At 41.8% G+C, this 16,197-nt stretch carries 10 protein-coding genes; 1 reads left to right on the plus strand and 9 read right to left on the minus strand.

Annotated features, from left to right (window positions below):
* Positions 1–37: 37 nt before the first annotated feature.
* Both HMPREF1519_RS07750 and HMPREF1519_RS07755 read right to left on the minus strand, forming a co-directional pair.
* Positions 38–1,906: an ABC transporter ATP-binding protein gene (locus HMPREF1519_RS07750; RefSeq protein WP_013990253.1), complete on the minus strand. Its 1,869-nt coding sequence runs from the start codon at positions 1,904–1,906 to the stop codon at positions 38–40.
* The gene (locus tag HMPREF1519_RS07755; protein ID WP_037611803.1) at positions 1,896–3,641 is read right to left on the minus strand and encodes an ABC transporter ATP-binding protein; all 1,746 of its coding nucleotides are present in this window, start codon (positions 3,639–3,641) and stop codon (positions 1,896–1,898) included. The genes HMPREF1519_RS07750 and HMPREF1519_RS07755 overlap by 11 nt, the downstream gene beginning before the upstream one ends.
* 704 nt (positions 3,642–4,345) lie before the next feature.
* On the opposite strand from HMPREF1519_RS07755, the gene gshAB reads away from it, so the two are divergent.
* Positions 4,346–6,610: a bifunctional glutamate--cysteine ligase GshA/glutathione synthetase GshB gene (gshAB, locus tag HMPREF1519_RS07760; protein WP_037611805.1), complete on the plus strand. Its 2,265-nt coding sequence runs from the start codon at positions 4,346–4,348 to the stop codon at positions 6,608–6,610.
* A 61-nt stretch (positions 6,611–6,671) separates the two neighbouring features.
* On the opposite strand, the gene HMPREF1519_RS07765 is transcribed toward gshAB, so the two are convergent.
* The 7 genes from HMPREF1519_RS07765 to HMPREF1519_RS07795 form a co-directional block, all read right to left on the minus strand.
* Positions 6,672–7,268 carry a hypothetical protein gene (locus HMPREF1519_RS07765; RefSeq protein ID WP_037611807.1) on the minus strand — a complete coding sequence of 199 codons (597 nt, stop codon included), beginning with the start codon at positions 7,266–7,268 and terminating at the stop codon, positions 6,672–6,674.
* On the minus strand, positions 7,249–8,778 hold the full coding sequence (locus HMPREF1519_RS07770) for a DUF1310 family protein (protein ID WP_037611809.1): 1,530 nt from the start codon (positions 8,776–8,778) through the stop codon (positions 7,249–7,251). Before HMPREF1519_RS07770 ends, HMPREF1519_RS07765 begins: the two co-directional genes overlap by 20 nt.
* A gap of 105 nt (positions 8,779–8,883) precedes the next feature.
* Entirely contained in the window at positions 8,884–9,444 is a 561-nt protein-coding gene (locus tag HMPREF1519_RS07775) for a GNAT family N-acetyltransferase (protein ID WP_037611810.1), read from the minus strand.
* Positions 9,445–9,656: 212 nt separating this feature from the next.
* The gene (locus HMPREF1519_RS07780; protein ID WP_037611812.1) at positions 9,657–12,062 is read right to left on the minus strand and encodes a glycogen/starch/alpha-glucan phosphorylase; all 2,406 of its coding nucleotides are present in this window, start codon (positions 12,060–12,062) and stop codon (positions 9,657–9,659) included.
* 319 nt (positions 12,063–12,381) lie between these two features.
* Positions 12,382–13,812: a glycogen synthase GlgA gene (gene glgA / locus HMPREF1519_RS07785; protein ID WP_002884231.1), complete on the minus strand. Its 1,431-nt coding sequence runs from the start codon at positions 13,810–13,812 to the stop codon at positions 12,382–12,384.
* Positions 13,809–14,945 (minus strand): glucose-1-phosphate adenylyltransferase subunit GlgD, encoded by a 1,137-nt coding sequence (gene glgD / locus HMPREF1519_RS07790; protein ID WP_002884710.1) that lies wholly within the window; start codon positions 14,943–14,945, stop codon positions 13,809–13,811. The genes glgA and glgD overlap by 4 nt, the downstream gene beginning before the upstream one ends.
* On the minus strand, positions 14,935–16,077 hold the full coding sequence (locus tag HMPREF1519_RS07795; RefSeq protein ID WP_014634805.1) for a glucose-1-phosphate adenylyltransferase: 1,143 nt from the start codon (positions 16,075–16,077) through the stop codon (positions 14,935–14,937). Before HMPREF1519_RS07795 ends, glgD begins: the two co-directional genes overlap by 11 nt.
* Positions 16,078–16,197 lie beyond the last annotated feature (120 nt).

Raw genomic sequence — 16,197 nt, forward strand, 5'->3', positions numbered from 1 at the left:
AATGAAAAAACTCAGGCAAAACCTGAGTTTTTTAGTCTTAATCAATTTCAAGACCACCAGTATAGAGTCGGTAATAAGTACCACCTTGCTCCATAAGGCTATCGTGGTCACCACGTTCAATGATACGTCCGTGGTCCATAACCATGATAACGTCAGAGTTGACTATGGTTGAAAGACGGTGGGCAATAACGAAGACCGTACGTCCTTCCATAAGTCGGTCCATCCCTTCTTGTACCATTTTTTCGGTACGAGAGTCAATAGAGGATGTCGCCTCGTCAAGGATAAGAACCGGTGCATTGGCAAGGGCAGCACGCGCAATGGCGATAAGCTGACGTTGCCCATTAGACAAGCCTGCACCGTCATCTGTAAGAACAGTGTCATACCCATTATCCAAGTGTTGCACAAAGGAATCCACGTTAGCAATACGGGCAGCTTCAAGAATTTCCTCACGTGTCGCATCGGCACGACCATAGGCAATATTTTCAGCGATAGTTCCCGTGAAGAGATGGGTATCTTGAAGCACGATACCAAGTGAGCGACGAAGAGAATCTTTTTCAATCAACTTGACATCAATACCATCATAAGTAATCACACCTGATTGGATGTCGTAGAAACGGTTAATCAAGTTGGTAATCGTCGTCTTACCAGCACCCGTCGCACCCACAAAGGCTACCTTTTGCCCCTTGTCTGCATAAAGGTTAACGTCATGAAGGATTTGTTTCTTACCATCGTAAGAGAAATCAACGTCTTGGAAGACCACATTTCCGACCAACTCGACCAATTCGTAGTCGCCATTTGGACGTGGGTGTTTCCAAGCCCAGAGATTGGTTTTCTTGTCTGTCACAACCATCTGACCATCTACCAATTCGTAGTTGACCAAAGTGACCTTACCTTGGTCTACTTCTTCTGGCTCATCCAAGAGGTCAAAGATACGGTCAGCACCAGCAAGTGCCATAAGAACAAAGTTCAGTTGTTGAGAGACCTGAGTAATAGGTCCGTTGAAGGAACGGTTCAATTGTAGGAAGGCCATGAGACCACCGATAGTCAAACCACCGACACCATTAAGGGCAAAGAGTCCACCAACCAAGGCGGTCAAAACAAAGGAAACATTTCCTAAGTTCCCAAGAATTGGCATGAGAACATTGGCATAGCGGTTGGCCAAGTAAGAAGATTCAAAGAGTTGCTCGTTAATCTTGTCAAAATCAGCCATGCTTTCTTCTTCGTGAACAAAGGCCTTGACCACTTTTTGACCTGACATCATTTCCTCGATGAAACCATTCTCAATCCCCAAATTCTTTTGTTGTTCACCGAAGTAACGGCCTGATTTGGCTGATACATTTTTGATGACCATAAACATGATACCTACCATGACTAGGACCACGATAAAGAGGAGAGGACTAACCGTAAGCATTGTCACTGTTACCCCGATAAGGGTAATAGCCGTTTGTAGCAACTGTGGAATGGATTGCTCAACAGCCTGACGGAGAGCATCGATGTCGTTGGTGTAGATAGACATGATGTCACCGTGTTGGTGAGTGTCAAAGTAGCGAACAGGAAGCTTTTGCATACGAGCAAAGAGCTGATTACGAAGGGAACGTAGAGAATCTTGCGAAATCGTCGCCATGAGGAGTGATGACACATAGTTGGCAATCACACCGATAAGACAGAAGACAGCCACTGAAGTCAAGAAATGTAAAAGCGGACCAAAGTCATGGCTACCAGATTTGAGCATGGGTTGAACGTAAACGTCAACCAAGGACTGAATAGAAGCCGTCAAATTGACCGTTGCCAAGGAAGCAACCACAATAAGGACAAAGGCGATAGAAAGCGAAAGTTTGTAGTCTTGCCACAAAAAGCGTAGAAGACGTGCTAGAGAGCCCCAATTAGCTTTTTTCTTATTCTGCATCTGCTACTCCTTTCCCTTGTGTTTGCATCTTGTAGACGTCACGATAAATGGCATTGTTAGCCACCAATTCATCGTGGGTACCAATAGCATCGATACGGCCATCATCCATAACAACGATGCGGTCTGCATCTTGGATGGATGAAATACGTTGACCAATGATAATCTTAGTGGTGTCCTTAAGACTTGATGCCAAACCTTGACGAATCAAACTATCTGTCTTAGTATCAACCGCTGACGTTGAATCATCCAGAATCAAGATTTTTGGATTCATGAGGAGGGCACGTGCGATACAGAGACGTTGACGTTGTCCCCCTGAGACATTGGCTCCACCACGTTCAATCTTGGTGTCATAGCCATCTTTAAACTCTTGAATAAATTCATCGGCTTGGGCAATCTTACAAGCTTCAATGATTTCTTCATCTGTCGCCTGTTTATTCCCCCAACGCATATTTTCCTTAATGGTTCCTGAGAAAAGAACGTTGGTTTGAAGCACCATGGCAACTTGCTTACGCAAGCTATCCAAATCATAGTCCTTAACATCGCGGCCAGCAACCCTAACCTGACCGGCTTCCACATCATAAAGACGAGGAATGAGCTGAACCAAACTTGATTTACCAGAACCTGTTCCACCAAGAATACCGATAACCTCACCAGACTTAATATCTAGAGTGATATCTTTGAGAACATGGGTCTTGTCACCATTTTCATCAGTATATGAGAAATCCACATGATCAAAGCTGATAGAACCATCTGTGACTTCTGTCAAGCCATTTTCAGGTGAAACAATGGTTGATTCAGTATTAAGCACTTCATTGATGCGCTCTACAGAGGCCATAGAGATAGACAACATGACAAAAATCATCATGAACATCATGAGTGACATGAGAATGGTCATGGTGTAACTGAACATGGAAGTCAATTCCCCAGTAGTTAGGCTACCACCAACGATAAGCTGGGCACCAAACCAGGAAATCATGAGGAAGGATGCGTACATAGACAACATCATGGCTGGATTAGACATGACAACCACACGAATGGCACGCATGAACATCTTGTAAATACGACGTGAGGCCTTCTTGAATTTGTCCGTCTCTTCTTTCTCTTTAACATAGGATTTCACCACACGCATGTTGGTGATATTTTCCTTGATACTGTTGTTGAGGTTGTCATAAGCCTCAAACACTTGAGTAAAGAGAGGGTAAACGATTTTGGTAATAATAGCCAAAACCAGACCAAGGAAGAGTGTCACACCAACGAAAATCCAAGCCATTTCGCCATTAATCAGGAAACTTGCTGCAATGGCAAAAATCAAGTTAAGAGGTGCACGTACACAGATACGGATAATCATCTGGTAAGAGTTCTGCACGTTGGTAACATCAGTCATCATACGTGTTACCAAACCACCAGCTGAGAACTTATCGATATTTTCAAAAGAGAAGGTTTGAACCTTTTTGAAAATGGCCTGGCGAAAATTCTTGGCAAATCCAGCAGAGGCAAAGGCCGCATAGCGTGCCGACTGCATCCCACAGAAAAGCGACAGGAAGGCACAGACCAACATGAGGCCACCATAGAGCCAAATGTTAGACATGTTAGATTGCTGGACACCTTTGTCCAAAAGATTGGCCATGACAAAGGGAATGGAAATCTCAAACATGACTTCTAGCGTCATGAAGAGGGACGCTAGGATTGAGGGTTTCTTGTATTCCTTTATCTGGGCGATCAGGGTTTGAAACATAATTACCTCCGTTTTTATTCTTATTCTTTTTTTCTTTTGATATTTTTCTTAAGTGGCTTCGGACGCTAGCAGCTTCCTTCGGAATCTCATAGCTAAGTTTTGAGCCTAGGTCTCAAAACTTCCGTGTTATAGAAGTCTCTTGACTTCTATAACTATTGCCACGGCGAAAAATATCGCCTGCTCTGTGCAGAGCGTGTTTCATGCATCGATAGATATACACCATTTTTGTAATCTATCACGGCGAAAGCATCGTTATTGGGCAGAGCGAACTGTCGAATTGTGAGCAACTTCGAACAAGTGCAAATAGGTTCAGAATGGTCTCGACCACGGCGAAAAATATCGTCTACTCTAGGCATAGCAAAGCTTAAAACTAAGAGTCTTATGCTTATCATTTATCTATAAAAGAACGGTCATACCCTTTTGAGAGCATACAAAAGCCCCTGAGGGCAGACCCTAGGGATTTTTTCGTTCTCATATATATGTCATTAGTATAGGTTAAATTGAGTAAAATTGCAAGCACAATGTCATTTCACTAACATTTGTAAGCATTTTATGATGTTTGATAAAAATATCTCTCTAAAACCTGCTCATTTTTCACAAAATTATCATAAATGTTCGTTAATTACAGCCAAACGTAGCAGAAATTTGTTTTCTGTTCCTATTTATAATAGACTAACACTAACATTAGATGAAAAGGTGACTCTATGACTATAAATCAACTGCTTCAAAAGCTGGAGCCTACCAGCCCTATCCTTCAAGCTAACTTTGGAATTGAACGCGAAAGTCTTCGTGTCGATAGACAGGGAAAATTAGCACATACGCCTCACCCTTCTTGCCTAGGAGCTCGAAGTTTCCACCCTTATATTCAAACAGATTTTTGTGAGTTTCAAATGGAGCTCATCACACCAGTTGCTAAATCTACCACTGAGGCCCGTCGTTTTCTTGGAGCCATTACCGATGTAGCTGGACGTTCCATCAGTAAAGATGAACTTCTCTGGCCCTTGTCCATGCCACCTCGTATCAAGGCCCAAGAAATCCAAGTTGCCCAACTGGAAAATGAATTCGAACGCCATTATCGTAACTACTTGGCTGAAAAATACGGAACCAAACTTCAAGCTATCTCAGGTATCCACTATAATATGGAACTTGGGAAAGATTTGGTTGAGGCTTTATTCAAAGAAAGTGACCAGACTGATATGATTGCTTTCAAGAACGCCCTCTATCTTAAGCTGGCTCAGAACTATTTGCGCTACCGTTGGGTGATTACCTATCTCTTTGGTGCTGCACCTGTTGCTGAGCAAGACTTCTTCGACCAAGAAGTGCCAGAACCCGTGCGTTCCTTCCGAAACAGCGACCATGGTTATGTCAATAAGGAAGAAATCCAAGTATCTTTTGCAAGCCTAGAAGACTATGTCTCTGCCATCGAAAACTATATCGAACAAGGTGATTTGATTGCGGAGAAGGAATTTTACTCGGCTGTTCGTTTCCGTGGACAAAAGGTTAATCGCTCCTTCCTTGACAAGGGAATCACCTACCTGGAATTCCGTAACTTCGACCTCAACCCCTTTGAGCGTATCGGTATTAGCCAAAATACCATGGATACCGTACACCTACTCCTTCTAGCCTTCCTCTGGCTGGATGCCCCTGAAAATGTTGATCAGGCTCTGGCTCAAGGTCACGCGCTGAATGAAAAAATTGCCCTCTCTCATCCTTTAGAACCTCTACCTTCTGAAGCTGAAACTCAGAACATTACGACAGCTCTAGACCAACTGGTGCAACATTTTGGACTTGGTGACTATCATCAAGGTCTGGTCAAACAAGTTAAAGATGCCTTTGCAGATCCTAACAAGACACTAGCAGCCCAACTTCTTCCTCATATCAAAGACAAGTCCCTTGCTGACTTTGCCCTTGACAAGGCTCTTGCCTATCATGATTACGACTGGACTGCCCACTATGCACTTAAGGGGTATGAGGAGATGGAACTTTCTACCCAGATGCTGCTCTTTGATGCCATTCAAAAAGGGCTTCATTTTGAAATCCTAGATGAGCAGGATCAATTCCTTAAACTCTGGCATAAAGATCATGTTGAGTACGTCAAAAATGGTAACATGACCTCAAAAGACAACTATGTAGTTCCTCTTGCCATGGCTAATAAAACCGTAACCAAAAAAATCCTGGCTGATGCTGGTTTTCCTGTTCCCGCTGGTGACGAATTTACCAGTCTGGAACAAGGTCTAGCCTATTATCCTCTTATCAAGGACAAGCAAATTGTGGTTAAACCAAAATCAACCAACTTCGGTCTGGGCATTTCCATTTTCCAAGAGCCTGCCAGCCTTGATAACTATAAGAAAGCCCTCGAGATTGCCTTTGCAGAAGATACAGCTGTTCTTGTTGAAGAATTTATCCCAGGAACCGAATACCGTTTCTTCATTCTGGACGGGCGTTGTGAGGCTGTTCTCCTTCGTGTCGCTGCTAATGTTGTCGGTGATGGCAAACACACTATTCGTGAATTAGTCGCTCAGAAAAATGCCAACCCATTGCGAGGCCGTGACCACCGCTCACCTCTGGAAATCATTGAGCTAGGAGACATCGAACAATTGATGTTGACTCAGCAAGGTTATGCACCTGATGATATTCTCCCAGAAGGGAAAAAGGTCAATCTCCGCCGTAACTCCAACATCTCTACGGGTGGTGACTCTATTGATATCACTGAGACCATGGATTCATCCTATCAAGAATTAGCTGCAGCTATGGCGACTAGCATGGGGGCCTGGGCTTGCGGGGTTGACCTCATCATTCCAGATAAAACTCAGCCTGCTAGCAAGGAAAAACCTCATTGCACTTGTATCGAGCTCAACTTCAATCCCTCTATGTATATGCACACCTATTGTGCTGAAGGTCCTGGACAAGCTATCACTCCAAAAATCCTAGACAAACTTTTTCCAGAAGTTGCCACAAGTCAAACCTAAAACCTAATTCTTAGGAACAAACAAATCACCTTTATCTCGAGATAAAGGTGATTTTGCTTTATTAACCAAACTCTCCTGCTTCTTCCTCAGGATGCGTTTCCATGTACTGGATGTGTTGTATATAGGCATCTTGAGCCTGATTGAAAGCTTCCTGATCACTATATGGATAATCTATATAAAATAGGTCCCGCCAGCCATTAAAGGTTTGGCTATTGTAAAAACCTTGAATCTTAGTCGGAAGGAAATCCTTGTTGTAGCTGATCCGCAGCTTAAGCAAGGTCTTATCCTGAAACTGAGTGATGATACTGTTGGAGGTTTCTTGACCTTCCAGACTAGACCAAACGTTATTCAGAACGATGTCCTGACTATAGTGATTAGACTTGATACGATTTTTGTCCACTGGGAGCTTCTGGGTGGCCTCTAAAAGGTAGGACGCCTCCCCCTGAAAATAAGCCTCAATGGTCAAATCTCCAAGACTGGAGCCATATAACAGACCATCTTTAATAGCAATATTTGACCCAAAGAGTCTCTGACCAGCCACATCAAAGGACATCCCCTCATCCTGCCCGTAGAGCTTGATGGCATAGGCATCCCTTACACGATAGAAACTTTTAGCGACAAGAACACTATCAAGGGTTTCAGTCTTTTTTGTCTCCACCTTGGGGGTTGTAGGTTTCTTGGTAAAAGCTGTCAAACCCATTAAGCACAAGATGAGAGCGAATATAATCAAGGTAAGCATTGTAGACCTGGAGGCGGTCTTCAGCTTTAACTTGTTTCCATGTTTCAAGATCTTTCAAGCCTCCTTTTTTAACAATATCAGCATAGCGCCCACCATTTAAGACATTCTTGGCATTTTTCCACTTTCTAACCATCTTGCGTCTAATCGCATTATCCGCAGGGTGACGAACATCGAGATAGGTATGGCTATTATTGAGATAGGCTGGCAAGTCAGCATTTAATCCCTTAGATAGGCCGTAGTTAGCAGAGTCCGTATCAGCAATGTCAGCACCATCTTCAACCTTGTAATGCTTAGGATTAGAGTCGATACTACCGTCTTTCCTTTTCTTGTAGACATTCCACTCAGAAACAAATTTCCCTGTATCCATATTGACAATAAATTCAATAAAGCGGGAATTGCTGACACCGTAAGGTCCCATGACACTGGTCTGAGGTAGCTGAATTTTCATGTTCTCTGGATAGGTAAAGTCTCCCAAGCTTCGATTATGATAGGAAGCACCTGTAGTATAATCCAACTTAATCTTCTTGTCCTTGCTGTAAGCCAGAAGCTTGTCCAAATCCGTCTTGCCCTTGTAGTTGGTCCTAATATAGTCCATGGACTGCTTATCAATCCAAGACCTAAAAAGGTGGAGCTTGATACCTAACTCATCTACACCAAGCCCTAGATCCGTCTGATAGGTCTCCATAATAGCCTCACGGAAGTAACTGTAAAAAGCGCTGGTTGGCTCTAGCTTTTTGGAAAATTTATAACCTGACTTCCCTAACTGGAGAAACTGGTACTTATCCACATAAACCTGCATGTGCTCCATAACCAAATTGAGCTTGTCGTGATTAGGCAGTTGAGAAGCTTGGAAAAAGGCCGTATAGGCATCCGAGCCCACTTCCTTGCTTTCTTGGTCAACGTCCTGAAGAACCTTGTCTAGCTGGGTTAGGGAAGTCTTCTTCATCTTACTTCTCACCTGAGCCACATAGGCTGGCTTAATGGCCTGATCCCAGTGATCACGAGATATAATAGCATCTGCCTTTTGCGAAATTAAGGTCAACCGTTTCTGATAAGACTCGTCCTCCAAGGCTAGCTTCAAAGCCTTTGATGGCGTCGCTTGAACAACAGATAAATCACCGTAGATATCAGACTTTAGGACAAGATTTACCTGCATATCATAGGAATGATTGATATGGAGAACGAGGTGAATCTTTCCATCTTCCTTCCTAACAGACAAAGAATCGAGTTGATAGGATTGTATAATCCCAGCCTGACTAAGGGCCAATCTATCTAGATTTTCCAAAGAATCCTTATAGATATAGGAAATCTCAGGGTCTTTGACCTTCTTTACCAGAGAGTGATTTCGCTGTCTGTTGAAAACCACAAGACCAAGTATAAGGATTACAGTCAGAGCACTTGCCAGATACTGTAAAATTACTTTCTTCATAGTACTTCCATTATAGCATAGGAGGACAAAATATTCTGAAAACGATTGGCAAACGCTGAAAACAAATGAAAAACAGGTTGACTAAGACCTGTTTGGTTTGATTGTTTATAAATCACTCAAACGACGATGTTTAATACTGAAGTCAAAATAAGCATTTTCCTGAAGTTTGTGGAATATGTCTCTGTAAGCTTTTTCGTCAAAGTGATCGCCACGATAGAGAATCTCAAAGCTCAAACCCTCATATTCCAAAAAGGCATTGGAAGTCTTAAAACCATTACGCTTATAGAAATCCCAACGCGCCGCACGTTGCTCAGGATTGTCGTTAGGTTCATCCAAGCGCTCTACTTCCAAGACCATAGAACGCGATGGTCCATAAAAGTCCACCAGTTTATCAATAATCTCACTTCCGTAGCCATGACTCCGCATTTGAGGTACGATGGCAAAGAAACTGACATAAAAAACTTTGGCATTGTAGAGAACTGAGGCAAATCCAACAAAATCATCCTCGTCATAAAAGGCAAAGAAATGATAATCATCACGACCATCCAATTTTAAGAAGTCAATTAATGGAATACGTTCTTCTTCTGGAAAGGCCTCGTTGTTTAAACGCTCGACCCTATCTAATTCTGGAAACTCCTTGGTAATTAATTGGCTGCGTAAAGCCATAAATTCCCCCCCCTTTTTGATGCTTATACCTATAGGTCATTATAACATCTTGATAAGCAAGTGCAAGTTTCAAGGGCTAAGATAGATCTGCGGGTAGACTCCTACTGGAATTTATAAATGCTGCTTGGCTGTCTACGACTTCTCTCTTCTTAAAAAATAAAAGACAACGACCATTTCTAGTCGTTATCTTTTTGTGATTCATAAGCTATCGCCTATTTTTTCAATTCCCAAATTTCTTTAGCATACTCTGTGATCGTATCATCTGAAGTGAATTTGTGAGATTTAGCAATATTAGCTAAGCTCATACGTGCCCACTTGTCATGATCACGATAAAGCGCATCGATTTTCTCTTGAACTTCTACATAAGCAGCGAAGTCTTCCAAGAGGAAGTACTCATCGTTGTGGGTGATGAGGGCTTCGTAAATTTCAGTACCTTCAGATTGAGCATTTGGAATCGTACCGTTAACAAAGGTATCAACGACACGACGAATGACTGGGTTATTTTCATAAACTGCACGAGAGTAGTAATCGTGACGTGCATAGTGTTCATAAACTTCGTCCTTGTCCATACCGAAGATGACAACATTCTCATCGCCAACTTCATCCTTGATTTCAATGTTGGCACCATCAAGTGTTGCCAAGGTAATAGCACCAGTCATCATGAATTTCATGTTTGATGTACCAGATGCTTCTTTAGAAGCCAATGAGATTTGTTCAGAGACATCTGCTGCTGGAATGATAAGTTCCGCAAGGCTGACACGATAGTTTTCAAGGAAGACCACTTTAAGTTTTCCTTGAAGGCTTTCGTCATTGTTAACAAGATTGGCAACTTCGTTGATGAGTTTGATAACAGATTTAGCGAAGTGATAACCAGGGGCAGCTTTGGCACCAAAGATGAATACACGAGGTACCATGTCTTTATCTGGATTATCTTTCAGATCCCAATAAAGTTTGATGATGTGAAGAAGGTTAAGCAATTGACGTTTGTAAGCGTGAAGACGTTTCACTTGAACATCAAAGATAGCATCTGTTGACACTTCTACGCCTGTTGTTTCTTTGATGTAGTCTGCCAAACGTTGTTTAGCAGTCTTCTTAACTTGATAGAACTGGTTCAAGACTTCCTTGTCATCCAAGTAAGTTGTAAGATTTTCAAGCTCATGGATGTCGTTACGCCAACCGTCACCAATCACGTCATCAATTGCTGCTGAAAGTTCTGGAGCTGCAATTTGTGTCCAACGACGTTGAACGATACCATTTGTCTTGTTATTGAATTTTTCAGGAAAAATAGTATAGAAATCGTGGAGGGTATCTTCTTTAAGGAGTTCTGTGTGGAGTTTGGCAACCCCGTTAACTGAGTGACCACCAATAATCGCCAAGTTAGCCATGTGGACTTGGTTATCCTTAACAATACGAGTACGTTCGATAACATCTGCAGCAATACCACGTCCAGCCATTTCAGCGATGTAACGGTTGTCGATTTCCAAGATGATTTGGTAAACACGTGGAAGGACACGTTTGAAGAGCTGTTGATCCCATTTTTCAAGGGCTTCTTGAAGAATAGTGTGGTTAGTGTAGCTCATAGTTTTAACAGTCGCATTCCAAGCATCTTCCCATGAAAGACCATATTCATCAAGGAGGAGACGCATGAATTCAGCTGGTGCAACCGCAGGGTGCGTATCATTGATGTGAACAGATACTTTTTCGTGGATATCTTTCAATGGCAAGCCCATCTTGAGGTAAGATTTAATGATTGTTTGGAGACCGGCACTTGTCATGAAGTACTCTTGAACCAAACGCAATTCTTTACCTTCAATCGTTGAATCATCTGGATAAAGAATAGCAGTAATATCTTTCACACGACGACGTGCATCAAGCGTAGGATAATCCAATTCGTATTCTTCAGGAATTTCTACATCCCAAAGACGAAGGTTGTTAATCACACCATTCTTATAACCAATTTGCGGCACATCGTAAGGCACAGCACGAAGAACTTGAGCATTCTTATAAGTTGGAACAAAACGACCATCTTCGTCGCTTTCAAGGACAACATCACCAAAGAGTTTTACATAGACAATATCATGGTCTTTACGCGTTTCCCAAACATTTCCTGTTGAACCAAACCAACCATCTGGTAGCTCTACTTGGTAACCATCAACAATACGTTGTTTGAAAAGTCCGTAACGGTAACGAAGACCATTACCAAAACCTGGATAACCAGTAGTTGCAAGCGAATCCATGAAGGCAGCAGCCAAACGACCAAGACCACCGTTACCAAGTGCCATATCATGCTCAGCTTCTACCACTTCGCGGAAATCGATATCAAGTTCTGCGAAACCTTCTTTAACAAGGTCAAGAATACCAAGGTTGAGAAGGTTAGTTTCCAACATACGACCTGGAAGAAATTCAATCGAGAAGTAGTAAGCAATTTTTTCTTGATTGTCTGAAAGTGCATGGTTACGTTCAATCCATGTATTTGTGTAATATTTACGGATCAAACCAGCCAAGGCTGTAAAGATTTCTGTTGGTGTCGCCTTAGCAACTTTAATCAACTGCTCTTGATGGAGAGTATCTTTAAAGTCACGGATAAATTGTTCTTTTGTTAAATTTTCTAGTTGCATAGAATTCCTTTCTTACTACTTCTATACCTTGGATCCACCTCTAAAAGAGAATAATTAGGATAAGGGGGATTGGAAATTTTTAACTCCCAAACCTTGCCAGATAAGATTCAAAACAAAGGTTTCAAAATCTTTTTACAAAACTGCTAAAGCAGTTAAATTCATTATAACATGATTAGAGTTATTCTTCTATTCAGATTTTTAGATGTTATCTCCATAATTGCTTTCAAGCGAATCTTAAAGAACTAAATAAGTATAGAAGCATTTTCAAACTCTTTACATGAAGATAACTTTTCCCTCACGAGAAAAGTTATCTTTGGAACTATACTAATTGTTTGTACAAATCAACATATGCCAAACTTGCTGTATCCCATGAGAAGTCACGTGTCATCGCATTGTGTTGAAGTTGTTTCCAAGCTTCAGCATGATTTTCGTAGACATCGAGAGCTTTTTCAAGGGTTTGAACCATCCAGTAACCTGAGAAGTTACCAAATGAGAAGCCTGTACCTGAGCCTGTCACAGGGTTGTAAGGTTCAACAGTGTCACGAAGACCACCAACCTCACTAACCACTGGCAAGGTACCATAGCGCATAGACATCATTTGAGAGAGACCACATGGTTCGAAGGCTGAAGGCATAAGGAAAATGTCACAACCAGCATAAATTTGTTGAGCCAACTCTAGGTTGAAGGTAATGTTGGCAGACATTTTCTCTGGGTAGGCATGACCGAACCAAGAGAAAGAATTCTCATAGTCACTGTAACCAGTACCCAAAAGAACAATCTGAACATCATGTTGCAAGATATTGTGGAGCTCATTGACCACCAAATCGAAACCTTTTTGGTCTGTCAAACGAGACACCATACCAATGACTGGTACATCTTCACGAACTGGAAGACCAAGACGTTCTTGAAGCGCTGCCTTGTCTTTGGCTTTACCTGACAAATCATCCACTGAGAAGTGGTAAGGAATGTGAGTATCCGTTTCTGGATCAAGGAGGTCCGTATCGATACCATTAACAATACCAGATAACTTACCAGATTCCATACGCATGATTTGATCAAGGCCTTTACCAAATTCAGGTGTTTGGATTTCTCCAGCATATGAAGGTGAAACTGTTGTTACACGGTCTGCGTAAAGAACAGCAGCTTTCATCCAGTTGAGGCAGTCATTCCAACGAAGGGTACCATCTGCATAACGCTCATAACCAACACCGAAGATTTCCCAAAGCATACCACTGTCAAATTGACCTTGGAACTCAATATTGTGGATAGTGAAGACTGTCTTAATACCTTGGTAAGCTTGAATCCAATGGTATTTTTCCTTAAGAAGGAATGGAATCATGCCTGTGTGGTAGTCATGAACGTGGAGAATATCTGGAATAAAGTCCACTTTTTCCATCAACTCAAGGGCAGCCATTTGGAAGAAGCCGAAACGCTCACCATCGTCCCACTCACCGTATACCGTACCACGGTTGAAATACTGCTCATTATCAATGAAGTAGAAAGTCACACCATCGCGAACGATTTTCTTGATGCCGACATATTGACGCCGCCAACCAACATTTGTATAGAAGAAGCCAAGGTCTTCAACTTGATCGCCAAACTTAGCCGAAACCACATCATAATAAGGGAGAATTACGGCAACTTCGTGACCATTTTTGACTAGAGATTTAGGGAGAGCACCGATAACGTCACCCAAACCGCCAGTCTTAGCGAAAGGTGCACCTTCAGCCGCTACAAATAAAATTTTCATCGTACAATATCCTCTGTTACAACGCTACCTTTTTTGATGACAACTGGGTTGTTTTCTGTACCGCGGATAGTAACGCCGTCAGCGATTTTAACACCTTTATCCACAATAGCATATTCAACGGTAGCATTCTTACCAACTTCAACACGTGGGAAGATGACTGCATGGTTTACAGTTGAACCTTCTGACAAGTCAACATTACGTGAAACAACAGAATGATCTACTTTACCACGGACAAGAGAACCTGAAGCAAACTGAGAAACTTTAACATCAGATGAAGCTGCATAGTATGTTGGCTCTTCATTTTTAACTTTTGTATAAACTTTTTGGTTTGGTGCAAAAAGTGAATAGAATTTTTGTGATTCCAACATATCCAAGTTAGCATCAAAGTACGCTTTCACTGAGTGGATATTTGAAAGGTAACCAGTGTACTCGTAAGCAAAAGCATTTTCAGCAACTGCCAAATCACGAAGTACATAACGAAGCTTACGTGGTTCTTCTTTAGCTGCTTCTTCTTCCAATTTTTCAATCAAGAATGGTGTATCCACAACAAAGATATCTGTAGACATATTGTAAACTTCTTTATCTCCACCCTGGAAGAGTTCATGGCCAAGCACTTTGTCAGATTCATCAATTTCCAAAATGCTGTTTACATCTGAAATGAGTTCTTTCGGAAGTTTTTTGTAGACAACAGTAATTTTTGGTTCTGCTGTATTGTGAAGGTGGAAAACTTGGTTAAGATCAATATTGACCAAAACATCACTGTTAAGCGCTACCGTTTGGTCTGACCCTGAACGTTTAAGGTAAGTCAAAATTTGACGATAGTATTCTTCATCAACAGTTGAACTTTCAACTGGAGTGTTATAAATACCAAGGTAGTAGTGGCTGAGGAGTGTTGATAAGCCCCACTCACGACCTGAACGAATGTGGTCGAAAACAGAACTGATATTTTCGTTTTGGAAGATACCAAAGACGCTACGGATACCAGCGTTAGCCAAGTTAGACAACGGGAAGTCGATGAGGCGATATTTTCCACCAAATGGTAGGCTGGCAATAGGACGGTGCTCAGTCAAACCATCCATGTCATGGAATCCTACGGTATTTCCTAGAATTGCAGAATATTTATCAATCTTCATCTTTTGGTACCCCCACTACTTCATTGTATCCTACGACTTGCACTTCTTCTGTACCGTCAATTTCCACGCCATCAGAAATGTGTGCCCCTTCACCGATAATCGCACGTTTAATTTTTGCACCTTTACCGATAACTGCACCACTCATAATCACTGAATCTTCAACGACCGCACCTTCACGGATTTGGGCACTTGTTGAAAGCACTGAATGTTTAACAGTTCCATCAACCAAACAGCCATCAACAACGAGTGAGTCTTCAATTTCAGCATGTTCACCAAAGAAGTTTGGTGGTGCAATCATGTTACGTGAATAAATTTTCCATTGACGGTTACGGCTATCCAAAGCATTTTCTGGAGAAATATACTCCATATTTGCTTCCCAAAGGGATTCGATAGTACCTACGTCCTTCCAGTAGCCTTCAAATTCATAAGCATAGACGCTTTCACCTGTTTCAAGATAAGCAGGAATAACGTTCTTACCAAAGTCAGACATATCAACTGCACTCTTTTCAGCTGAAACCAACATATTGCGAAGACGTTTCCAGTCAAAGATGTAAATACCCATTGATGCCTTCGTTGATTTAGGATTTTCAGGTTTTTCTTCGAATTCGACGATACGGTTATTAGCGTCTGTGTTCATGATACCGAAACGGCTAGCTTCCTTAAGTGGCACATCAAGAACTGCTACAGTAAGACTCGCGTTGTTGTCTTTGTGTGCTTGGAGCATATCATCATAGTCCATCTTATAAATATGGTCACCAGACAAGATTAAAACGTATTCAGGATTGATGCTGTCGATATAGTCAATGTTTTGGTAAATAGCGTGGCTGGTACCTTCAAACCAACGATTACCTTCACTAGCTGAGTAAGGTTGAAGAATTGATACACCAGAGTTAACACCATCCAAGCCCCAACTTGAACCATTTCCGATATGGTTGTTCAAAGCAAGTGGTTGATACTGTGTAATGACACCAACATTGTTAATCCCTGAATTGGCACAGTTTGACAAACCAAAGTCAATGATACGGTAGCGTCCACCAAACTGAACAGCTGGTTTGGCAATACTTTGGGTCAATTTTCCAAGACGAGTTCCTTGCCCACCAGCAAGGATCAAAGCCAACATTTCATTTTTCATGAATAGTCCCCCTCATGATTTTTAGTTGCATCCTAAAAAGGATGACGAGACAATCAGTCGAAACTGATTATGACAATTAAAGTAAGTTTCTCATTCTGGCAATAGTTTGGGCATCAAACA

Source organism: Streptococcus sp. SR4, from assembly GCF_000517725.1.
GTDB classification, from domain to species: Bacteria; Bacillota; Bacilli; order Lactobacillales; family Streptococcaceae; genus Streptococcus; species Streptococcus salivarius_F.

Bases quoted from the DNA above. Each gene is read 5' to 3' on its own strand.
- HMPREF1519_RS07750 (WP_013990253.1), bottom strand. From the start codon at position 1,906: ATGCAGAATAAGAAAAAAGCTAATTGGGGCTCTCTAGCACGTCTTCTA.
- HMPREF1519_RS07795 (WP_014634805.1), bottom strand. From the start codon at position 16,077: ATGAAAAATGAAATGTTGGCTTTGATCCTTGCTGGTGGGCAAGGAACT.
- HMPREF1519_RS07770 (WP_037611809.1), bottom strand. From the start codon at position 8,778: ATGAAGAAAGTAATTTTACAGTATCTGGCAAGTGCTCTGACTGTAATC.
- HMPREF1519_RS07780 (WP_037611812.1), bottom strand. From the start codon at position 12,062: ATGCAACTAGAAAATTTAACAAAAGAACAATTTATCCGTGACTTTAAA.
- glgA (WP_002884231.1), bottom strand. From the start codon at position 13,812: ATGAAAATTTTATTTGTAGCGGCTGAAGGTGCACCTTTCGCTAAGACT.
- gshAB (WP_037611805.1), top strand. From the start codon at position 4,346: ATGACTATAAATCAACTGCTTCAAAAGCTGGAGCCTACCAGCCCTATC.
- HMPREF1519_RS07755 (WP_037611803.1), bottom strand. From the start codon at position 3,641: ATGTTTCAAACCCTGATCGCCCAGATAAAGGAATACAAGAAACCCTCA.
- HMPREF1519_RS07775 (WP_037611810.1), bottom strand. From the start codon at position 9,444: ATGGCTTTACGCAGCCAATTAATTACCAAGGAGTTTCCAGAATTAGAT.
- glgD (WP_002884710.1), bottom strand. From the start codon at position 14,945: ATGAAGATTGATAAATATTCTGCAATTCTAGGAAATACCGTAGGATTC.